The sequence below is a fragment of the Streptomyces endophyticus genome (assembly GCF_035798155.1).
Taxonomy (GTDB): Bacteria; Actinomycetota; Actinomycetes; order Streptomycetales; family Streptomycetaceae; genus Streptomyces; species Streptomyces endophyticus.
In genome coordinates this window covers 52,773-74,493 of the sequence record NZ_JAOZYC010000046.1, presented here as the reverse complement: position 1 = coordinate 74,493, position 21,721 = coordinate 52,773, and the positions used below count along the sequence as shown (strand labels likewise).

The following is a 21,721-nucleotide window of genomic DNA, read 5'->3' as shown; positions in this document are numbered from 1 at the left end:
GTCCGCCCCATGAAGCTGGCGTTCTCCACACTCGGTGTCCCCGGTCTCCCTCTCGACGACGTGCTCGCGCTCGCCACCGCGCACGGGTATCACGGCGTCGAACTGCGCGCTCACCCCGAGGAGCCGGTGCATCCGGGGATCGATCGTGAACAACGGGCCGATGCTGCCGCCCGGTTCAAGGGCGCCGGGGTGGAGGTCCTCGGCGTGGCCGGGTACGCGCGCGTGGCGGCGCCGGGCGAGGACGGTCCGGTCCTCGACGACGTGCGGGCCCTGGTGGATCTCGCCCGCGACCTCGGCGCCAGGTACGTGCGCGTCTTCCCGGGCGGAGGCGACGAGCAGGGGCCCGAGGAGGCGGATGCCACCGCGGCGCGGCGCCTGGGCGTCGCCGCCGAGTACGCGGCCGACCGCGGGGTCCGGGTGTTGCTGGAGACGCACGACTCGCATCGGACCGGAGCGGCCGCGTCCCGCATCCTCGGGACCGTCGGGCACCGCAACGTAGGTGCGTTGTGGGACGTGATGCACACGTGGCTCGGCGGCGAACAGCCCGTGGCCTCGTACGCGGCGCTCTCCCCCTACCTCGGATACGTACAGGTCAAGGACATCGCGGGGCCCGACGACACGGTGCCGCTGCCGCTGGGGGCGGGGGTGCTGCCGCTGGCGGAGTGTGTGGAGGTGCTCAGCCGGGAGGGGTGGGACGGGTGGTTGTGCTGGGAGTACGAGGCGCGGTGGTATCCGGCGGCGGCTCCTCTGCCGGGCCTCCTCCGGGCGGGGCGGGAGCACTTGGGGCGGTTGCTGAACGAGTCGGCGTAGTCCGGGAGTCACGCCACGGGGCTCCGCCCCGGACCCCGCGCCTCAATCGCCGGCGGGGCTTGAATTGGCCACCCGTGCCCGATCGAGCCCCGGGTGGGTTCTTTTGAGCCCCTGCGGCGATTGAGCAGCGGGGTCCGGGGCGGAGCCCCGTGACGTCAACGCAACGCCGCCGACCAGGAGCGCCGCCGCGCACCACCTCAGCGGGCTCACCGACTCGCCCAGGAACACCGCCGCCGACGACATGCCGAAGACCGGGACCAGGAGGGAGTACGGGGCCACCGTGGACGCGTCGTAGCGGCGCAGCAGCCGGCTCCAGGCGGTGAACCCAAAGAGGGTTGTCACCAGGGCCACATAGAGGATCGCCCCCGCTCCCGGGAGGTCGAGGGAGGCCAGCGCCGCGACGTCGCGGTCCGGGCCCTCGAACAGCAACGACAGCGCGAACAGCGGGAGTACCGGGACCGCGCTCGACCAGACCATGAACGCGAACGGCGCCTCGGGCGTCGCCTTGCGGGTCAGTACGTTCGACACGCCCCAGAACGCCGCCGCGACCAGCACCAGCGCGAACGCGCCGAGCGGACCCGAGCCGCCCTCGTCGACCGCCGCCACCGCGATGCCCGCGAGCGCCACCGCCATGCCCAGGACCCGTACGCGGCGCGGCCGTTCGCGCAGGAACGCGAAGGCGATGACCGCGGTGAAGACGGCCTGGACCTGGAGGACCAGGGAGGACAGGCCCGCCGGCATCCCCGCGTTCATGCCGACGAAGAGCAGCCCGAACTTGCCCACGCCGAGCGCGAGTCCCACCCCCACGACCCAGCGCCACGCCACCCGCGGCCGCCCCACGAAGAAGATCGCGGGCAGCGCCGCGAGCAGGAAGCGCAGGGCGCAGAAGAGCAGCGGAGGGAAGTGGGCGAGGCCGATGTCGATGACGACGAAGTTCACGCCCCACAGGGCGGCGACGAGTACGGCGAGGCCGGTGTGCGCGGGTTTCATGCGTCGAGGATCACCGCCCACGACCCTTTAGCACCAGCGAATGTTGCTGCATGGTTGGATGAAGCAACGCTAATGAGCGGCTGAGGAGAGGGTCGACGATGTTGGATCTTCAGCGGCTGCGTGCCCTGCACGCCGTCTCCGTGCACGGCACCGTCGGCGCGGCCGCGACCGCGCTCGGCTACACGCCGTCCGCCGTCTCGCAGCAGATCGCGAAGCTGGAGCGGGAGACCCGCACGCCGCTGCTCGAACGGGAGGGCCGGGGCGTCCGGCTCACCGATGAGGCACTGCAACTGGCCGAGACCGCACGTGAGTTGATGGCCATCATGGAGCGCGCCGAGACCGGCCTGGAGGAGCGGCGCGGGGTGCCGGCGGGGCGGCTGACGATCGCCGCGTTCGCCTCGGCCGCGCGGGGACTGCTGCCCGGTGCGCTCGCCGATCTGGCCGCCCGGCATCCGGCGCTCGACACCCGGCTCTCCGAGGTCGACCCGCACCTGTCGGTGGACCTCGTGGCGAAGGGCGCCGTCGACCTTGTGGTCGCGCACGACTGGGACATCGCGCCGCTACCTGCTCCCGCCGGCGTCGAACAGGCCGTCATCGGGGACGACTTGTGCGATCTCGTCGTACCGGCGGGGCATCCGCTGGCGGGGCGGGCGTCGGTGCGGCGCGAGGAGCTCGGGGGTGAGCGGTGGGTGTCGCAGCCGCCGGGCCGGGTGTGTCACGACTGGCTGCTGCGGACGATGCGCTCCGCGGGCTTCGAGCCGCTCATCGCCCATCAGGCCGAGGAGAACCCGACGTTGGCCGCCCTCGTGGCGGCGGGCCTCGGCATCGCGGTGCTCCCCCGGCTCGGCCGTGGCCCGCTGCCCGACGGTGTGGTGGCGGTGCGGCTCGATCCGGTGCCGCGGCGACGGTTGTACGCGCTGTGGCGCGACGGGACTTCGCGCCGCCCGGCGGTCCGAGCGGTCGTCGGGGCGCTGCGCACCCAGGGAGACGCCTGCCTGGTGCGGGCGACGCATCAGCCCTGACCACGGCCGCCCCGTTCACCACCTGCGCACCGATTTCACGAAATCGCCAAATTCCGGGAACCCGGGGCAGCATGCTTCCGTCAGAAGGACACGCTGCCGGAGAGTCACCGCAGTGCGGTGTCGGCATCGCTGCTGGCTGCGAACGCTGACAAACCCTCTCCGCCGCCTGCGGCCGGCAGCGTCGCCGTCACCGGTACGCCCCCTCCAAAGTGCCGGTGGCGGCCCCTTCGCGAAGGCGATCACCGGTCAACTCCCGTGCGTGCGCGGCCTCTTGACTGGCAGAAATTTTCCGGATACTCGTTGCGCGCGGAAGTTATTTTCAGGGTCCGCGCCTCCTCCGGAAGGAGCGATCGTGCCACTGTCCAGACGTACCGTGCTCGCCGCCGCCACCGTCGGCGCCGCGGCGGTCGGCCTCAGCGCCCCCGCCGCACGGGCCGCGGGCGCCCCCGCGTCCGACCAGGCCCTCAAGAAGATCATCTCCAGGATGTCCCTGGAGGAGAAGGTCGGCCAGCTCTTCGTCATGCGGGTGTACGGCCACTCGGCCACCGCCCCCGACCAGGCGGACATCGACGCCAACCTCAAGGAGCTCGGCGTCCGCACCGCCGCCGAGCTCATCGAGAAGTACAAGCTCGGCGGCATCATCTACTTCGCGTGGGCGCACAACGTGCGCGACCCGCACCAGATCGCCGATCTGAGCAACGGTATCCAGAAGGTGGGCCTCGAACAGCCCTCCCGGATACCGCTGTTGATATCCACCGACCAGGAGCACGGCATCGTCGCCCGCGTCGGCCGGCCCGCCACCCTGTTCCCCGGCGCGATGGCGTTCGGCGCGGGCGGTTCGCGGTCCGACGCCCGCAAGGCGGGGCAGATCGCCGGCGCCGAGCTGCGCGCCATCGGCATCCGGCAGGACTACGCGCCGGACGCCGACGTCAACGTCAACCCGGCCAACCCCGTCATCGGCGTACGGTCCTTCGGTGCGGACCCGCAGGCCGTCGCCGGGCTCGTGGCCGCACAGGTCAAGGGCTACCAGTCCGCGCACATCGCCTCGACGGCCAAGCACTTCCCCGGACACGGCGACACGGCGACGGACAGCCACACCGGGATCCCGTACATCAGCCACACCCGCGAGCAGTGGGAGCGGCTGGACGCGCCGCCGTTCAAGGCGGCCATCGCGGCCGGCATCGACTCGATCATGACGGCCCACATCGTCGTCCCGGCCCTCGATCCGGCCGAGGACCCGGCGACGCTCTCCCGCCCCATCCTCACCGGCATCCTGCGCGAGCAGCTCGGCTACGACGGCGTCGTGGTGACCGACTCGCTCGGCATGGAGGGCGTACGGACGAAGTACGGCGACGACCGGGTCCCGGTGCTCGCACTGAAGGCGGGCGTCGACCAGTTGCTCAACCCGCCGGACCTGTCGGTCTCGTGGAACGCGGTGCTCGCGGCTGTACGCGGCGGCGAGCTGACCGAGGCGCGGCTCGACCAGTCGATCCTGCGGGTGCTGCGCCTGAAGGCGAAGCTGGGTCTCCTCAAGGAGCCCTACGTCTCGCCGTCGGGCGTCGACCGCGCCGTCGGCACCCCCGCGCACCTCGCCGCGGCCGACCGGATCGCCGAGCGCACGACGACGCTCCTGGTCAACAAGAAGGGGCTGCTGCCGCTCTCCCGGCGCACGCACAAGAACGTCCTCGTGCTCGGCGCCAACCCGGCCTCCCCCTCGCTCAGCGACGGCCCGCCGACCACCGTGATCGGCGCGGCGCTCACCGAACTCGGCTTCACGCCCACGGTGCTCGCGACCGGCACGGCGCCCACCCAGGCGACGATCGCGCAGGCCGTGGCTGCGGCGAAGGGCAAGGACGCCGTGGTCATCGGCACGTACAACGTCGCCGCGGGCAGCGCGCAGCAGTCCCTGGTGAACGCGGTGGCCGAGACCGGGGTGCCCGTCGTCGCGCTGTCCATGCGCAACCCGTACGACGTCGCCCAACTGTCCGCCGCCGACGCGCACGTGGCGGCGTACTCGTGGATCGATGTCGAACTGCGGGCGGCGGTGCGGGTGTTGGCCGGAAAGGCGGAGCCGCGCGGGAAGCTGCCGGTGCCCGTGCAGAAGGCCGACGATCCCGCGCAGGTCCTCTACCCGATCGGCTACGGGCTGTCGTACTGACCCGTCCGTAGGGGGCGTACGCCGCGATCGGCGCACGCCACCCCCAACTGGCGCAAAGCCCCCCGCACACCTGGCGTGCGCCCGCCGCCACGGGCCACGCTTGACCGGGACGTCGGGGGGTTTTGCCATGTTTGGGCGGTCGGTCGGTGGGGTGTGCGCGGTGCCGGTACTGGCGCTCACCTCCGCGCTCACCCTCGCGCTCGCCGGGTGCCAGGGTTCCTCGGGCTCCTCCGGCGAGCGGCCGTCCTCGCGCGCGTCCTCCGGGTACGGGGCGGTGTTCCTCGCGGCCGACGAGTGCAGTTCGCGCGGGCGCACGTCGTTCAACGAGGTGCCGTGCCGCAGCGAGCGGGCCGTGGCCCGGGTCCTCGCCCGGCACGACGGGGAGACGTCGGACGGGCCCGCGTGCCCGGCCCGCACCGACTTCGTGCTGCACATCAGCGAGAACCGGCCCGCGGCCGACGAGAACGGCGACGGGTCCGTGGACCGCGGCTACGCCTGCATGCGCAATCTGGATCGCCCGCACCCCGGCGACCCGGGCGGCGGTGGCGGCCCCCGCACGATCGTCGGCGACTGCGTCACGGCCGCGGGCCAGGGCCAGGTGCGGGAGACGGCCTGCGACGGCTCGGGCAGGCGCGCCCCGCAGTACCGGGTGGTCACGGCGGTGCTGTCGCGCTCGGCGTGCCCGCCGTCCACCTCGCTCTACGTGACGCTGGGCGGCAGCAGGCCGGTGGGGTGCGCGGTCACGGTCTGAGGGCCGCGCGGGCCGGGCCACCCGCTCAGCACAGGATCCAGCCGGTGCGCACCGACTTCGCGCCCACGGAGCCCTTCACCCGGACACAGCGGTGCCCGGCGTGCACGGTGACCGGGCCCGCGTGCCGGGTGTAGCGGCCCTTGTCGACGACGGCCCGGTTGCCGCGGGCCTGGACGCTCACGGACATGGCGCGCCGCGCACCCGAGCGCTTGGCGTAGGTGACGGCGCAGACATAGCCGTTGTTCTTGTAGAGGACCGTGCGGCCCGTCTCGAAGCGCAGGGTGCGGGCCTGGTGTCCGCCGCACACCGAGGCGGCCTGCACGCCGGTGACCGTGGGCCCGCCGAGGACCAGCAGGCCCGCGACGACCAGGACGGACAGCGCCGGCGCGAGCACGCGGCGCGGCGCGCGCGGCGTGCGTATGTCGCCCTCCCCGAGCCCTTGTCCGCCCACCGCAGCCCCTCCCGTCACATCGGCACCAGCGTACTGTTGATCTGACGCGACACGGCGGCCGGACGGTTGCGTGCGTCCGTGCCTCACGTCGAGGAGCTGACCTCCACCGGCTCTCCCAGGAACGTCTTCCACAACGTGGCGTACTTCCCGCCCAGTTGCAGCAGCTCGTCGTGCGTCCCGTCCTCCGCCACGCGTCCGTGGTCCATCAGGATCACCCGGTCCGCGCGGGCCGCCGTCGTCAGACGGTGGGCGACGACCAGCGTGGTGCGCTTGCCGGAGATGCGGTCCGTGGCCTGGTTGACCTGGGCCTCGGTGGCGAGGTCGAGGGCGGCGGTCGCCTCGTCGAGCAGAAGGATGTCCGGGTCGACGAGTTCGGCGCGGGCCAAGGCGATCAACTGCCGCTGCCCGGCGGAGAGGTTGCGGCCGCGCTCGGCGACCTCGTGGAGGTAGCCGCCGTCGAGCGTCGCGATCATCTCGTGCGCGCCGACGGCCCGCGCCGCCGCCTCCACCTCGGCGTCGCTCGCGCCGGGGCGGCCGTAGGCGATGGCGTCGCGGACCGTGCCGGGGAAGAGGTAGGCCTCCTGCGGGACGACGCCGAGCCGGTGCCGGTAGGCGGTGAGGTCGAGCTCGCGCAGGTCGATGCCGTCCGCGGTGACCCGGCCTCCCGTCGGGTCGTAGAACCGGGCGACGAGCTTGACGAGGGTCGACTTGCCCGCGCCGGTCTCACCGACGAACGCGACGGTCTGGCCCGCGGGGATGCGAAGGTCCACTCCGCTCAGCGCCGTCTCGTCGTCGCCGTACGCGAAGTCCACGTCCTCGAAGGCGATCTCGCCGCGCAGCGACGGCACCTCGCGGGGGCGCTCCGCGTTCTTCGTCGACGTCGGCTCGCGCAGCAGTTCCTGGATGCGGCCGAGCGAGACGGTGGCCTGCTGGTAGCCGTCGAAGACCTGGGAGAGCTGCTGCACGGGTGCGAAGAACAGGTCGATGTAGAGCAGGTAGGCGACCAGCGCGCCGGTCGTCAGGGTGCCCGCGTCGACCCGGTGCGCGCCCACCGCGAGGACGGCCGCGGTCGCGATCGCCGACAGGAGCTGCACGAACGGGAAGTAGATGGAGATCAGCCACTGGCCGCGGATGCGCGCCTTGCGGTAACTGGTGCTGCCCGCGGCGAACTTCGCGGCGCCGTCCTCCTCGCGCCGGAAGGCCTGCACGATCCGCAGCCCGGCCACCGTCTCCTGGAGGTCGGCGTTCACGACGGAGATCCGCTCGCGCGCCAGCTCGTACGCCTTGACGCTGGAGCGCCGGAAGAAGAACGTCCCGATGATCAGCGGCGGCAGCGTCGCGAAGACGACGAGTGCGAGCTGTACGTCGATCACAAGGAGCGCGACCATGATGCCGAAGAACGTGACGAGGGAGACGAACGCGGTGACCAGACCGGTTTGCAGGAAGGTCGAGAGCGCGTCCACGTCGGTGGTCATCCGGGTCATGATGCGGCCCGTCAACTCCCGCTCGTAGAAGTCGAGCCCGAGCCGCTGGAGCTGGGAGAAGATCTTCAGGCGGAGCGAGTACAGGACCCGCTCGCCGGTCCGTCCCGTCATCCGTGTCTCGCCGAACTGTGCGGCCCACTGCACGAGCACGGCGACGAGCCCGAGCGCGGCTGCCGCCCACACCGCGCCGATCGCGAGCTGCGAGACGCCCTCGTCGATGCCGTGCCGGATGAGGATCGGCAGCAGCAGGCCCATGCCCGCGTCGACGGCGACGAGCCCGAGGCTGATCAGCAGTGGCGCCCGGAATCCGCGCAGCAGGCGGCGCAGTCCGTACGACTCCTCGGCGGTGACGGCCCGCGTCTCGTCGATGTCGGGGGTGTCGGTGGCCGGCGGCAGCGCGTCGACCTGCGCGAGGAGTTCCGGTGTCGCGGGGGTCCCGGCCAGCGCGGCGTCCCGCGGCTCGCGGTCGCCCGTCCACAGCCTGGGGGTGACGCCGCGTTCGGCGTCGAACTCCGCGTCGAGTTCGTCCCGTACGGAGGTGTCCTCTGTCTCATGAACCGTGGCCGGGACGTGGCCCGGCGACACCCCGCCCAGCTCGTCGGGGTCGGTGAGCAGGCGCCGGTACAGCGGCGACCCCGCCTCCAGCTCCTCGTGCGTGCCGATCGCGGCGAGCCGCCCGCCGTCGAGGACGGCGATCCGGTCGGCGAGGCCGAGGGTGGAGCGGCGGTGCGCGATGAGCAGCGTCGTACGGCCCGCCATCACGTGGCCGAGCGCCTCGTGGATCTCGTGCTCGACGCGGGCGTCCACGGCGGACGTCGCGTCGTCGAGGACGAGGAGGCGGGGGTCGGTGAGGATGGCGCGGGCGAGCGCGACGCGCTGGCGCTGGCCGCCGGAGAGGGTGAGGCCGTGCTCGCCGACCTTGGTGTCGTAGCCCTCGGGCAGGGCGCTGATGAACCCGTGGGCCTGCGCGGCGCGCGCGGCCGTCTCGATCTGCTCCTGCGTCGCTCCCGGGAAGCCGTACGCGATGTTGGTGCCCACGGAGTCGGAGAACAGGAACGAGTCCTCCGGGACGAGCCCGATCGCCGAGCGCAGGGACGCCGTCGTCAGCTCGCGCACGTCGTGCCCGCCGACGAGGACGGCGCCGTGCGTGACGTCGTAGAAGCGCGGCAGCAGCAGCGAGACGGTGGACTTGCCGGAGCCGGAGGAGCCGACGACGGCGAGCGTCTCACCGGCCCTGATCTCAAGGGAGAGCCCGTCGAGTACGGGGTGTTCGGCGTCCGCGTACGTGAAGGACACGTCGTCGAACTCGACGGTCGCGGGGGCGTCCGCGGGCAGTTCCAACGCGCCGTCGACGAGGCTCGGCTCGGTGTCGATCAGTTCGAGGACGCGCTCCACACCGGCGCGGGCCTGCTGCCCGACGGTGAGGACGACGGCGAGCATCCGGACGGGCCCGACGAGCTGGGCGAGGTACGAGGAGAACGCGACGAACGTGCCGAGCGTGACCTGCCCGCGCACCGCGAGCCAGCCGCCGAGGGCCAGCATGGCGACCTGCCCGAGGGCGGGCACGGCCTGGAGCGCGGGGGTGAACTTCGAGTTCAGCCGGACGGTGCGAAGCCGCCCGGCGAAGAGCCTGCGGCCGACCGTCTTGAGCTTCCCGGTCTCCTGCTCCTCCTGCCCGAACCCCTTCACGACGCGGACGCCGCTGACGGACCCGTCGACGACCCCGGCCACGGCGGCGGCCTGCGCCTGCGCGTACCAGGTGGCGGGGTGCAGGCGGGAGCGGCTGCGCTTGGCGATGAACCAGATGGCGGGGGCGACGGCGAGCGCGACCAGGGTCAGCGGCGGCGAGAGCCACGCCATGATCACCAGGGAGATGACGAAGAGCAGGACGTTCCCGATGGTCATCGGGAGCATGAAGAGCAGGCCCTGGATCAGCTGGAGGTCACTGGTGGCGCGCCCCACGACCTGGCCGGTCGACAGCTCGTCCTGGCGCCTGCCGTCGAGCCGGGTGATCGACCCGTACATCTCGGTGCGCAGATCGTGCTGGACGTCGAGGGCGAGCCGGCCGCCGTAGTAGCGGCGGACGAACGCGAGGACGTAGACGATGACGGCCGCGCCTATGAGCGCGCCCGCCCACACCGCCATGGACCGGGAGTGGTCACCGATCACGTCGTCGATGATCACCTTCGTGATCAGCGGGACGAGCGCCATGACGCCCATACCGCCGAGCGAGGCCCCGAGCGCGAGGACGACGTCCTTGGGATGCCGCCACGCGTATCCCGCGAGCCGTTTCGCCCAGCCCCGTTGTTCCGCCACGCTTGTGCCGCCTCCCGCTCGCTTGACCTCTCGCCATGAGCTGCCGAAGGGCCAACGCGAGCGGGGTCGGATTTCATCCCGCTGTAACAATCCGCAGCGAGTAGAAGCGGGTGATCTGGTTCGCGCTCTGGTTGTCGTCGCTCGCGAGGAGCAGGCGGAGGGCGCCGTGCGGTCCGCGGCCCGTGACCGTCATCGCCTCGATGTTGTCGAGCAGCGGGTTGGGCTGGGGCTGGTGGGAGGGGGCGCCGAGGGACGGGCAGTCCGCGAGGTCGGCGAGGAGCCTCTTGTGGGCGAGGCGGACGCCGGAGCCGATGGTCTCCATCCCCGAGGTGTCCTCGGCGCCGCGGAGCTCGGCGGCGTACAGCCGGACCGTGTTGCCGACGCCGCTGGTGAAGCCGCGTTCCAGGACGAGGAGGCGGCCGTCGGGGGCCGCGGTGACCTCGGAGATGCCGAGGTTCGTGTCGGCGCGGTAGCCGTACTGGGCGGCGGGCGCGAAGGAGCCTGTGGGCGTGCGCCGCCAGGTCTGGAGCCGGTTGACCTCGTCGCCGGTGAGCGGGGCCTCCATGGACGCGAGGAGGGTGCGGCCGCCGGGCAGCAGGGTCAGTCCCTCGAAGGAGGCGTTGGCGCGGGCGCGGTCCTGGAGCCGGGCGGGGACCGGGAGGCGGTCGAGGACACGGGCGCCGGAGCGGTCGTAGCGGCGGATCGAGGGCTCGGTCTCGGACGTGACGAGGTACGTGCCGTCGCGGTCGACGACCAGGCCCTCCGAGTCGAGCGGGGCCCCCTTCTCGTCGGCGAGCGGCGCCACGGAGCGGGGCGCGAGCGTGCGCCCGTCCAGGGTGAACAGGGACGAGCGGTCGGAGAGCGCGGCGAGGCGCCCGCCCCGGTCGGTGGCGAGCGCGGAGATGTTCCCGACGAAGGTGCCGTCGTACGTCGTCTTGTCGAGGGCGTCGGAGTAGCCGGTGACCGACACCGAGGGAGAGCAGTTCCCGGCGGCCGGCGGGGCGGCGGAGGCCGGTCCCGAGACGGTCAGGCAGGCGGCCGACACGGCGGCGAGGGCGAGCACGGAGCGTACTGAACGTACTGATCTGCGCGACATGGAGTCACCGTAGGGCGCGGCCGGCGACGCACGGGCGGACTTTTCTTGAACGATGCGGGCCGCGGGCCACTTCCACAGGTGGCACCAAGGGTCGGCACAGCCCGCGCCCACGGGGGCGTTGCACGGTGCTCTGGTGACCTCCGCCATCGAACCCCATCCCCACGCCACCGCACCTGAACCGCCTGTGGCTCCTCCGACCGCACCCCGCGCGCCACGCTGGTCGTTGCCCGCGCTGCTCGCGATCCTCGTGCTCGCCGGGGTGCTGTACTCCTGGAACCTGTCGTCCAACAGCCTCAACAGCTTCTACAGCGCCGCGGTCTACAGCGGCACCCAGAGCTGGAAGGCCTGGTTCTTCGGCTCCATCGACGCGGGCAACTTCCTGACCGTGGACAAGCCGCCCCTCGCGCTGATGACGATGGGCCTGTCCTGCCGGATTCTCGGCTTCGGCACCTGGCAGATGATGCTGCCGCAGGTCGCGGCCGGGCTCGGCTCGATCTGGATCCTGCACTCCTCCGTGAAGCGGGTGTGGGGCCACGCGGCCGCGGCGATCGCCGCGCTGGTCCTGGCGCTGACCCCGATCACCGTCGCGATCAACCGGGACAACAACCCGGACACCCTCCTGGTGCTGCTGATGGTGGGCGGCGCGGCCCTCGCGCTGCGCGCCACCCGCAACGGAAGGCTGCTGCCGCTGCTCGCCTCGGCGGCCTGCTTCGGGCTCGCCTTCAACACCAAGATGCTCCAGGGGTACATCGCGCTGCCCGTGGTCTTCGCCGTGTACCTGTACGCGTCGCATCTGGGCTGGGCGAAGAAGGCCCGCAACCTGGCGCTCGCCGCCGTGGTGCTCGTGGTCTCCAGCTTCTGGTGGGCCACGGCCGTCTCCCTCGTGCCCGCCGATGACCGCCCGTACATCGGCGGCTCGACGGACGGCTCCGCCTGGGACCTGATCATGGGCTACAACGGCCTGGGCCGGGTCCTCGGCGGCGAGGGCAACGGCGGGGGCGGTGGCGGTGGAGGCGGCGGCTTCTCCGGGACCGCGGGCCTCGGCCGGCTCTTCAACGACACGCTCGGCGGCCAGATCTCCTGGCTGATCCCGTTCGCCGTGATCGCTCTGATCGGCGGCCTGGTGCTGCGCGGTCGCGCCCCGCGCGCCGACCTCACGCGCGCCGCGCTCGTGCTGTGGGGCGGCTGGCTGGTGCTGCACTACGTCACCTTCGCCACGGCCGAGGGCACCATGCACCCGTACTACACGACGGCCGTCGCCCCCGGCATCGCGGCGCTGTGCGGCGGTGGCGGCGTGATGCTGCTGCGCGCCTTCCGTACGGACAAGCGGTGGGCGTGGGTGCTGCCCGTGGCTCTCGGCGTCACCGGGATCTGGGCGGTCGTGCTGCTGCGCCGCGCCTCCGGCTGGAACGGCTGGCTGTTGCCGGTGATCGCGCTCGTCATGGCGGCCGCGATCGCGGGCCTGCTCGTCTTCCGTACGTCGACGGGGCGCCGGCTGCGGCTGCTCGCCGTGGCAGTCGCGGCGGCGGTCGTCGCGTCGGTGGCGGGCCCGGCGGCGTACTCCTTCGCGGCACCCTTCTCCTCCGGAGCGGGCGGCGGCATGGGCGGCTCGAACCCGACGGCCGGGCCCTCGACGGGCGGCGGCATGGGCGGTCCCGGTGGGGGCGGTGGCGGCGGTGGCCGTGGCGGGTTCCCGGGTGGCGGCGAGATGCCGGGGGGCGGTTCGCGGCAGGGCGGGGGCTCCCAGCAGGGTGGCGGCGAGATGCCTGGCGGGGGCGGGATGCCCGGCGGCGGCGAGATGCCCGGCGGTCAGGGCGACGGCAACCAGGGCTCCGGCTCCGCTAAGCAGGAGTCCGGCCAACGCGGCGATGCCATGCGCGGCGGCCCCGGTGGCATGGGCGGCAGCGTCGACAGCGCGCTGATCTCGTACCTGGAGAAGCACCAGGACGGCGCCAAGTGGCTGCTCGCGGTGTCCAATTCGCAGTCCGCCGCGCAGCTCGTCCTCAGCACCAAGAAGCCCGTCATCTCGATGTACGGCTTCACCGGCTCCGACAAGGGCATGACCGTCGCCAAGCTCAAGAAGCTGGTCAAGAGCGGCCAGTTGCACTACATCCAGGTCGGCGAGAGCGGCATGGGTGGTGGCATGGGCGGCGGCAACGACGTCAGCTCCGCGGTCACCACGTGGGTGAAGAAGCACGGCACGGCGGTGAAGTCGAGCGAGTACAGCAAGAAGTCCAGCGGCTCGACCGACTCCGCGTCGCTGTACCGACTGGACCCGTCCGACGTGAACTGACCCCGTAACTCCGTCCACATCAAAGGCCCCTGACAGCCAGTCAGGGGCCTTTGTCGTCACAGGATCGACGCCCGGCATTCACCCAATCCATACGTGTCCATGCCACGCTCCGTTCCACCAAATCAACCCGCGTAGAACGGACGGACACCCCACATGCCCGGAATCCACATACGCACCGTCGCCCTCACGACCGCCGCCGTACTGGCCGCCTTCGCCCTCCCCGCGGCGACAGCGACAGCGAGCCCGACCGCCGCGTACGACGACACGTACTACCAGGACGCGGAGGGCAAGACCGGCACCGAGCTCAAGAGCGCGCTGCACACGATCATCAGCGACCAGACGAAGCTCTCCTACGACGCGGTCTGGGACGCCCTGAAGGCCACCGACCAGGACCCGGCCAACAGCTCGAACGTGATCCTGCTGTACAGCGGCACCTCACGCGCGAAGTCCGCCAACGGCGGCGACAGCGGCGACTGGAACCGCGAGCACGTCTGGGCCAAGTCGCACGGCGACTTCGGCACCGCGACGGGCCCCGGCACGGACCTGCACCATCTGCGCCCCGAGGACGTCACGGTCAACTCGGTGCGCGGCAACAAGGACTTCGACGCGGGCGGCAGCGCCGTCGCCAACGGCGGCGGCAGCCTCACCGACTCCGACTCCTTCGAGCCGCGCGACGCCGTCAAGGGCGACGTGGCGCGCATGATCCTCTACATGGCGGTCCGCTACGAAGGCGACGACTCCTTCGCCGACCTGGAGCCCAACGACTCCGTGGACAACGGCAGCGCACCGAACATCGGCAAGCTCTCGGTCCTGAAGAAGTGGAGCGACGAGGACCCGCCGGACGCCTTCGAGCAGCACCGCAACGAGGTCATCTACGACACCTACCAGCACAACCGGAACCCGTTCATCGACCACCCGGAGTGGGTGGGCTCGATCTGGTAGGCGGCGGGCCGGAGCGTGTGGGCGTACCGGATTGACACCGATACGCCCACACGCGGGGTGAGGCCAGGTCAGTGACCGGGGTGAACCTCCGGGGACTCGTCCTCGCTGTCGCTTTCGCCGTCATCACAGTCGTCAGGTACAGGGAGGCGGGCGCCCCGACTGCGCGCGATGCGCTGTACGTCGTACAACGACTCGGTCAACCTCGCTACCAGAAATCGGAGTTGGGGTGTGGTGATCTTGCCGTCACCGAGGAGGTCTGCGGCATGGTCGAGGAGATCATCAGCCATGTCGAGCTGCACGGACTCGATGCCGTCGGCGATACGGGATAGGTGACTGGCGCCGGTGCCGTCGGTGACGAGGTAGCACGGGTTGCCGTCGAGGTTGGACCAGGGGAGGAGACGGGGCGGGCTGGCAGTCGCGGCATCGCCGCTCTGGATCATCACGCAGCCACCTCGACCCCGTGAATACGACGCGGGCCTACGTCGACACCGTGCGTGGCGAGCCACAGGGCGCGACGACGGGCGCGTTGCAGCTTGACCTGCTCGTTACGCATGACCCGCTCACGTTCCTCGTGGGCCAGGAGGTAGGGGCGAACGAGCGGGGAGTCCTCGCCTCGGAGGGGGGTTTCATGACTGGAGGAACGGCGCGCGGGCACTCCGAGGTCAGCAGGCAGGAGCGGGAACGGCCCCCCTCCCCCGGCGGAGTACCGGTGGCACCCGGAGGCGGGCCAGAGCAGCCGGAGCAGGGGCTCGATGAGGCGGGCGATATGGTGCAACACGTCTTCAACTCCAAGCAGTTGAGGGCCATGCCCCCGGGCCGTCGCAAGCGGTCGCGGGGGTCCTTCGTTTCGGCCGAGGTCACTCGGCGCCTGTGCAAGAGGTAACCGCTCCGACACTCTCCGCAGGTACCGTTGGAAGGCAGTGGCACCGTGAACGCCGTGAACGCCGTCCCGTTGAACGCCGGGCAAGCCGTCGGGAGTTGAAGACATGGCACGGAAGCGCACCCCCAACCGCGCCCTGGGCAATCTGCTTGACCAGGCACGATGGACCAGGACCCAGCTGGCCCAGCAGGTGAACCGTCTCGGCCCTCAGGCAGGACTCGACCTCACGTACGACCGCACGGCAGTAGCCCACTGGATTGCGGGAGTCCAACCGAAGCCCCAGGTCAGGCCTCTGATCGTCGAGGCACTCTCAGCTCGGCTCGGACGACCCGTCACGCACGCGGAAGCCGGCCTGAAGCCCACGCCGTCGTTCACGGGTGACCAAAGCACCGACACTGTCGAGGAGTTGATCGACCTCGGAAGGGCAACAATGGATCCGTCCCGCCGCTGCGTGCTCGCTGCCACGGTCTTCTCCGCCGCATTGTCCGTTCCCGCCTTCACCCTCCCTGCGCGCGCCGACGATGAATCGGTGACTCCGGGCAAGAAGACCGTTCGTATCGGCTCATCGCAGGTGCAGTCGATCCGCACCATGACCGATCGGATCGCGGACATCCTTGACGAACTCGGTGCCGGGCACGCCATGCCCATGGCGTCCGCGTTCCTCGTCAATACCGTCGGCCCCTGGCTCCAGGCGCAGGCCACGGAGTCCGTCCACCGGGACATGCTGGCCGCCGCATCCGACCTCACGTACCTGACCGGCTGGATGGCCATGTACGAGAAGGCCCACGGCCTCGGTCAGCGCTACTACGTCCAGGCCCTCGGCCTGGCTCGCGAGGCGGAGGACCACGTCACCTACTGCAGGACCCTACGCGGCATGTCCCTCCAGGCCTCCAACCTGGGCTACGGCCCCAAGGCCCTGGAACTCGCGGACTCCGCAGCGGAAGCCGCTCCCTCGGCCGGCCCTCGCCTCGTGGCATTCCTTCGGGGTCAACAGGCGCACTCCGCCTCGATGGTGGGCCTCAAGCAACAGGCTCACGCCCGCCTGAAGGAGGCCGAGGACGCACTGTCGAGGGCGGACAACCGCAGGGACTCGATCGGCGGCTACGACAAGACCGCCTACCTCTTCCACGTCTCTCATGTCCTGTACGAGGAGGCGGATTTCGCGGGCTCGGTCAAAGCCCTCAAACAGTCGATCCGCCTCCAGCCGAAACAAGAACGCCAAGGCCGCGTGCATTCCTACGCGCTCCTGGCGCAACGGCAGCTGCGCATCGGCCACTTGGATGCCGCCTGCGAAAGCTGGTCCCGATTCCTGGACGAGTACGAACACGTCTCGTCCAACCGCGGCGACGACCACTTCCGCACGATGAGCACGGCACTGCGCCGGCACACGACTTCCACCCCCGTGCAACAACTAGCGCTCCGGGCGCGAGATGTGGCTGCGGCCAAGGCCGCCTGAGGAGATGAATTGCCATGCCCAAAGCCACGAAGACCTGGGACGAGCTACACCAAGAGGGAATGGGCCCCACACAGGAGGCGTTTCTCGACCTGGTTCGGCAGACTCGGGAAGCAAAGCACTATTGCCCTGACGTGGTGTGGGGAAATCTCCAGACTCCCGACTATGTGAGAGCTATGCTCACGCTCGTCGTGGAATACATGGAGATCCCTCGCGACATCGAAGCCGGTGTACGAGCTCGCACGGCACGAGCCGAACTGTTCGGCAAGGACGGGCGCACGTACCACACACTGCTCGGCGAACAAGCCCTCAGGTCGAACATCGGCGGGGCCGACGTGATGAGGGGCCAACTGCACCATATCCTGGATTCGTTCACGATCCCCGGAGTCACTCTCGGAATCATCCCGAGCCGTGCCGAACTCCATGTGTTTCCCGGCAACAGTTTCGGCATCTTCGACAGGAAGCGCGTCGAAGTCGAACTGTTCGGACAGTCACCGACACACACGGAGAAGGATCAGGTTGAGCGCTACGAGAGGGCATTCAACCTACTGAAACGGTCTGCTGTTTACGGCGAGGACGCCAAGGCAGTGGTCCGAGCCGAACTGGACGCGCTGGGCGGCTAGGACTGGCACGGTTCAGAGCAACGCCGAGTGGGAACGGCGACGCCCGCGCCCGCCCAACGCTCAGCCCAGATGGGTCGGCGCGAACATCCTCAGCAGCGCCGGGAGCACCACCACGCGTGGCCCCGGCGCCGCGAGGGCCTCCGCCAGGTCGTCCTTGAGCGTCTCCGGGGTCGTCCGCACCCCGGGGACGCCGAACGACTCGGCGAGTGCCACGAAGTCGGGGCGGGCCAGCTCGGTCGCGGTGGCCTCGCCGAAGGCGTCCGTCATGTACTCGCGGAGGATGCCGTAGCCGCCGTCGTCGACGATCAGCCAGGTGACGTTCAGGTCGTACTGCTTCGCCGTGGCCAGCTCGGCGATGGAGTACATGGCGCCGCCATCGCCGGAGACCGCGAGGACGGGCGTCGCCGGGTCGGCGGCGGCCGCGCCGATGGCCGCGGGGAACCCGTAGCCGAGGCCGCCCGCGCCCTGCGCCGAGTGCATGGCTCCCGGCCACGCGGACCAGGCCCAGTACGCGAGGATCGTCATGTCCCAGAAGGACGGGGACGCCGCCGGCAGCGCCTCGCGCACCGACGCCAACACCTCTTGCTCCAGGGTGAGTTCCTGCGCGTCGATACGTTCTCGTACGGCCTTCAGGACCGCCGCGACGCGCGCGGGTACCCCGTCGTCCGGGCGCTCGGCGACCGTCTCGGCCAGCGCCTGGAGCGCGAGGCGTGCGTCCGCGTGGATGCCGAGGGCCGGGTGGTTGGACTCCAGCTTTCCGGCGTCCGCCTCGATCTGGATGACGCGGCCGCGCGGCTTGAACGTGTGGTAGTTCGAGGAGAGTTCACCCAGACCCGAGCCGACCACCAGCAGGACGTCGGCGTCCTCCAGGAAGTCCGTCGTGTGCTGGTCCTCCATCCAGGACTGCAGCGACAGCGGGTGCTCCCAGGGGAAGGCGCCCTTGCCGCCGAAGGTGGAGACGACGGGGGCGTTGATCCGCTCGGCGAGCGCGCGCAGCTTGCCCGTCGCGTCCGCGCGGACGACGCCGCCGCCCGCGATGATCGCCGGACGCTCGGCCTTGGCCAGCAAGTCGGCCGCCACGGCGGTGAGTTCGGGCCGGGGGACGAGATCGTGCGGGGTCGCGTCGACCGCGGTGACGACCGGCAGGGTCGTCTCGGCGAGGAGCACGTCCTGCGGGATCTCCACCCACACGGGGCCGTGCGGGGCGCTCAGCGCCGACTCCCAGGCCGCGGCGATCGCCGACGGGATCTGGGACTGCGTACGGACGGTGTGGACGGACTTGACCACGTCCCGGAACGAGGCCTGCTGGTCGCGGAGTTCGTGCAGGTAGCCGTGGCGGCCGCCGCCGAGCCCCGCGACCGGGATCTGGCTGCCGATCGCGAGCACGGGAGCCGACGCGGCGGCCGCCTCCTGGAGCGCGGCGAGCGACATCAGCGAACCGGGGCCGGTGGAGAGGAGCAGCGGCGCCACCTCTCCCGTGACCCGGCCGTACGCGTCCGCCGCGAATCCGGCGTTGTTCTCGACGCGCAGCCCCACGTACCGCAGTGACGACCGGCGCAGCGCGTCGAACATGCCGAGCGCGTGCTGCCCCGGAAGGCCGAAGACGGTGGCCGCGCCGAGGCCGTGCAGGGTCTCGACGACGAGGTCGCCGCCGTTGCGACCGGCGGGCGGGTTGAGCGCCGCCTCGATCTGCTCGGGGGTGGGCGTCAGCTCAAGGTCGTGGTCGTGCGTCACTGGTGCTCCGTCTCCTTCAGCGCGTATGCAGGGACCTTCTGACGGACCCTAGGCGCGTGCGTCCGCGATCTGGCGGGACATGATCGTCGTCAGCTCGTACGCGGTGTGCGAGGCGGCGACGGACGTGATCTCCGCGTGGTCGTACGCGGGCGCCACCTCGACGACGTCCGCGGACACCAGGTTGCACGAAGAAAGGCCGCGGAGGATCTCCAGGAGCTCGCGGGAGGTCATGCCGCCCGCCTCCGGGGTGCCGGTGCCGGGCGCGTGGGCCGGGTCGAGGCAGTCGATGTCGATGGAGATGTACAGCGGGCGGTCGCCGATGCGCTGGCGGAGCTGGTCGGCGACCTCGTCGGCGCCGCGCCGGTAGACGTCGGCCGAGGTGACGATGCCGAAGCCGAGCTTCTCGTCCTCCGTGAGGTCGGAGCGGCCGTACAGCGGGCCGCGCGTGCCGACGTGGGAGAGGGCGGAGGTGTCGAGGATGCCCTCCTCCACGGCGCGGCGGAACGGCGTGCCGTGCGTGTACTCGGCGCCGAAGTACGTGTCCCAGGTGTCGAGGTGCGCGTCGAAGTGGAGCAGGGCGACGGGGCCGTGCTTCTTCGCCACCGACCGCAGCAGCGGCAGCGCGATGGTGTGGTCGCCGCCGAGCGTCATCATGCGGGCGCCCGAGCCGAGCAGGTCGTCGGCGGCGGCCTCGATCGTGTCGACGGCCTCGTTGATGTTGAACGGGTTGGCGGCGATGTCACCGGCGTCCGCGACCTGCGCGAGCGCGAACGGGGAGGCGTCCTGCGCCGGGTTGTAGGGGCGCAGCAGGCGGGAGGCCTCGCGGATCGCGTTGCCGCCGAAGCGGGCGCCGGGCCGGTAGGAGACTCCGGTGTCGAAGGGGACGCCGACGACCGCCACGTCGGCGGCGTCCACCTCGTCGAGCCGGGGCAGGCGGGCGAACGTCGCGGGGCCCGCGTAGCGCGGGACGCGGGAGGAGTCGACCGGTCCGACGGCGCCCGTGGGGCCGTTGGGAACGCGGGGCGTCTCGTTGCTGTTCATTGCGCGCATGCCTTCTTTCCTACGAGGGTTACTGCGGTACCGCTGTTACTGCGCCGCGGCGGCGGGAGCCGGCTCGGGCTCCTCGGCGCCGCGCCCGGCGAGCCGCTCGCGCCAGGCGGCGAGGACGGCGGCGTCGGTGGGCCGGGTGGCCAGGGACACGGCGACGTAGACGACGAGTGACGCGATCAGGCCGTAGTACACGGGCTGGTTGGCGAGGATGCCGTAGCGCCACATGCCGCCGATGACGGTGATGCCACCGACGACGATGGAGGCGAGGGCGCCGGTGCCGGTGCCGCGCTTCCAGAGGAGCCCGCCGAGGATGGGCACGAGCAGCCCGCCGACGAGCAGGTTGTAGGCGACGGTCAGCGCCTCGACGACATTGTTGAGGATGATCGAGATGACGATCGCGACGATGCCGAGGCCGAGGATGAACATCCGGTTGCCCTTGACCTCGTCGTGCTCGTCCTCCACGGACACCTGGTCCTTGGTGCCGCGCAGCCGCTTCCAGATGTCGTTGTTGGCGACGGTGGCGCAGGCGATGAGCGCTCCGGAGGATGTCGACATGACGGCCGCGAGGGCGGCGGCGAGGACGAGCCCGCGCACGCCGACGGGCAGCTGGTCCTTGACGATCTGCGCGAACGCCTCGTCGGCCTGGCCGAGCCCCTTCGGGTAGAGGACCTTGGCCGCCGTGCCGATGACCGCGCCGCCGATCGCGTAGAGCAGGCAGTAGACGCCGGCGACGGTGCCGCCCAGGCGGGCCACCTTGTCGTTGCGGGCGGTGAAGACGCGCTGCCAGATGTCCTGGCCGATGAGAATGCCGAACGTGTAGATCAGCACGTACGTGAAGATCGTCTCGCCGCCGATGCCCAGCGGGTCGAAGTACGAGGTCGGGAGCTGGGCCTTCATCTCGCTGAAGCCGCCGGCCTTGACGATGGCGACCGGCAGCAGGATCAGCAGCACGCCGATGGTCTTCACGACGAACTGCACCATGTCGGTGATGGTGATCGACCACATGCCGCCGAGCGTCGAGTAGGCGACGACGATGGTGCCGCCGACGATGATCGCGAGGGTGCGCGGCACGTCGAAGAGGACGTCGAAGATCGTCGCGTACGCGATGGTGGACGTGACCACGAGCATCAGCGTGTACACCCACATCACGATGCCCGAGATCATCCCGGCCTTGCCGCCGCCGTAGCGCAGGTCGAGCATCTCGGAGACCGTGTAGACCTTCAGGCGGGCGATGCGCCCCGAGAAGAAGATCGACAGGGCCAGGATGCCGAGGCCGATGGTGAACACCATCCAGGCGCCCGACAGGCCGTATTGGTAGCCGAGGCCGACGCCACCGATGGTGGAGGCGCCACCGAGCACGACAGCGGCCATGGTCCCGGAGTACATGGCGGGGCCGAGGCGCCGCCCCGCGACCAGGAAGTCGCTCTTGGACTTGGCGCGGCGCATGCCCCACCAGCCCATCGCCAGCATGCCTGCCAGGTAGACGACGATAACGATGTAGTCGACGGCCATAAGGGCTGTCCTCCTTCGTCCACCTCGGTGGCGTGTCGTGCAAGGGAGTGTCCGGCTGCGGAGCCCCTGCTGGGCCCCTTGGGGGGTGTCGGGGACATCCGCCCGTACCCGCACCCACCGGTCGGAAGAAATCTAGGTGGCCGAAAAGCAGCACTG

16 protein-coding genes are annotated in these 21,721 nt (G+C 71.0%); 8 read left to right on the top strand and 8 right to left on the bottom strand.

Going from position 1 to position 21,721, the window contains the following annotated elements:
• Window positions 1-9 precede the first annotated feature (9 nt).
• Window positions 10-810, top strand: coding sequence for a sugar phosphate isomerase/epimerase family protein (locus OKJ99_RS07490; RefSeq protein ID WP_326015005.1), 801 nt, complete (start codon window positions 10-12; stop codon window positions 808-810).
• 42 nt (window positions 811-852) lie between these two features.
• Here the strand turns inward: OKJ99_RS07490 and OKJ99_RS07485 are convergent, their stop codons facing one another.
• A complete protein-coding gene (locus tag OKJ99_RS07485; protein ID WP_326015004.1) occupies window positions 853-1,800 on the bottom strand; it encodes an EamA family transporter in 948 nt (315 codons plus the stop codon).
• Between the two features lie 98 nt (window positions 1,801-1,898).
• On the opposite strand from OKJ99_RS07485, the gene OKJ99_RS07480 reads away from it, so the two are divergent.
• The 3 genes from OKJ99_RS07480 to OKJ99_RS07470 all read left to right on the top strand — a co-directional run bounded on the left by OKJ99_RS07480 (window position 1,899) and on the right by OKJ99_RS07470 (window position 5,731).
• A complete protein-coding gene (locus OKJ99_RS07480; RefSeq protein WP_326015002.1) occupies window positions 1,899-2,822 on the top strand; it encodes a LysR family transcriptional regulator in 924 nt (307 codons plus the stop codon).
• A 349-nt stretch (window positions 2,823-3,171) separates the two neighbouring features.
• Complete coding sequence (locus OKJ99_RS07475) at window positions 3,172-4,980, top strand: glycoside hydrolase family 3 protein (protein WP_326015083.1); 1,809 nt, start codon at window positions 3,172-3,174, stop codon at window positions 4,978-4,980.
• A 127-nt stretch (window positions 4,981-5,107) separates the two neighbouring features.
• The gene (locus OKJ99_RS07470) at window positions 5,108-5,731 is read left to right on the top strand and encodes a hypothetical protein (RefSeq protein ID WP_326015001.1); all 624 of its coding nucleotides are present in this window, start codon (window positions 5,108-5,110) and stop codon (window positions 5,729-5,731) included.
• A gap of 25 nt (window positions 5,732-5,756) precedes the next feature.
• Here OKJ99_RS07470 and OKJ99_RS07465 read toward each other — a convergent pair whose 3' ends face one another.
• The 3 genes from OKJ99_RS07465 to OKJ99_RS07455 form a co-directional block, all read right to left on the bottom strand.
• Window positions 5,757-6,152 carry a hypothetical protein gene (locus tag OKJ99_RS07465; protein ID WP_326015082.1) on the bottom strand — a complete coding sequence of 132 codons (396 nt, stop codon included), beginning with the start codon at window positions 6,150-6,152 and terminating at the stop codon, window positions 5,757-5,759.
• A gap of 113 nt (window positions 6,153-6,265) precedes the next feature.
• A complete protein-coding gene (locus OKJ99_RS07460) occupies window positions 6,266-9,982 on the bottom strand; it encodes an ABC transporter ATP-binding protein (protein WP_326015000.1) in 3,717 nt (1,238 codons plus the stop codon).
• A gap of 73 nt (window positions 9,983-10,055) precedes the next feature.
• Entirely contained in the window at window positions 10,056-11,078 is a 1,023-nt protein-coding gene (locus OKJ99_RS07455; protein ID WP_326014999.1) for an esterase-like activity of phytase family protein, read from the bottom strand.
• 133 nt (window positions 11,079-11,211) lie between these two features.
• Here OKJ99_RS07455 and OKJ99_RS07450 point away from each other — a divergent pair, with 133 nt between their 5' ends.
• Window positions 11,212-13,371, top strand: coding sequence for an ArnT family glycosyltransferase (locus tag OKJ99_RS07450; protein WP_326014998.1), 2,160 nt, complete (start codon window positions 11,212-11,214; stop codon window positions 13,369-13,371).
• Between the two features lie 153 nt (window positions 13,372-13,524).
• Window positions 13,525-14,313, top strand: coding sequence for an endonuclease I family protein (locus tag OKJ99_RS07445; RefSeq protein ID WP_326014997.1), 789 nt, complete (start codon window positions 13,525-13,527; stop codon window positions 14,311-14,313).
• Window positions 14,314-14,381: 68 nt separating this feature from the next.
• Here OKJ99_RS07445 and OKJ99_RS07440 read toward each other — a convergent pair whose 3' ends face one another.
• Window positions 14,382-14,753, bottom strand: a complete 372-nt coding sequence (locus tag OKJ99_RS07440) for a hypothetical protein (RefSeq protein WP_326015081.1) — start codon at window positions 14,751-14,753, stop codon at window positions 14,382-14,384.
• 546 nt (window positions 14,754-15,299) lie between these two features.
• On the opposite strand from OKJ99_RS07440, the gene OKJ99_RS07435 reads away from it, so the two are divergent.
• Together OKJ99_RS07435 and OKJ99_RS07430 are read left to right on the top strand one after the other, a co-directional pair.
• Complete coding sequence (locus OKJ99_RS07435; RefSeq protein ID WP_326014996.1) at window positions 15,300-16,649, top strand: hypothetical protein; 1,350 nt, start codon at window positions 15,300-15,302, stop codon at window positions 16,647-16,649.
• Window positions 16,650-16,663: 14 nt separating this feature from the next.
• A complete protein-coding gene (locus OKJ99_RS07430; RefSeq protein ID WP_326014995.1) occupies window positions 16,664-17,269 on the top strand; it encodes a DUF5753 domain-containing protein in 606 nt (201 codons plus the stop codon).
• 60 nt (window positions 17,270-17,329) lie between these two features.
• Here the strand turns inward: OKJ99_RS07430 and OKJ99_RS07425 are convergent, their stop codons facing one another.
• The 3 genes from OKJ99_RS07425 to OKJ99_RS07415 are packed head-to-tail and all read right to left on the bottom strand — an operon-like array spanning window position 17,330 to window position 21,565.
• Complete coding sequence (locus OKJ99_RS07425; RefSeq protein WP_326014994.1) at window positions 17,330-19,003, bottom strand: thiamine pyrophosphate-binding protein; 1,674 nt, start codon at window positions 19,001-19,003, stop codon at window positions 17,330-17,332.
• Window positions 19,004-19,051: 48 nt separating this feature from the next.
• On the bottom strand, window positions 19,052-20,044 hold the full coding sequence (speB, locus tag OKJ99_RS07420; protein ID WP_326015080.1) for an agmatinase: 993 nt from the start codon (window positions 20,042-20,044) through the stop codon (window positions 19,052-19,054).
• Window positions 20,045-20,089: 45 nt separating this feature from the next.
• Window positions 20,090-21,565: a sodium:solute symporter gene (locus OKJ99_RS07415; protein WP_326014993.1), complete on the bottom strand. Its 1,476-nt coding sequence runs from the start codon at window positions 21,563-21,565 to the stop codon at window positions 20,090-20,092.
• Window positions 21,566-21,721: the final 156 nt, after the last annotated feature.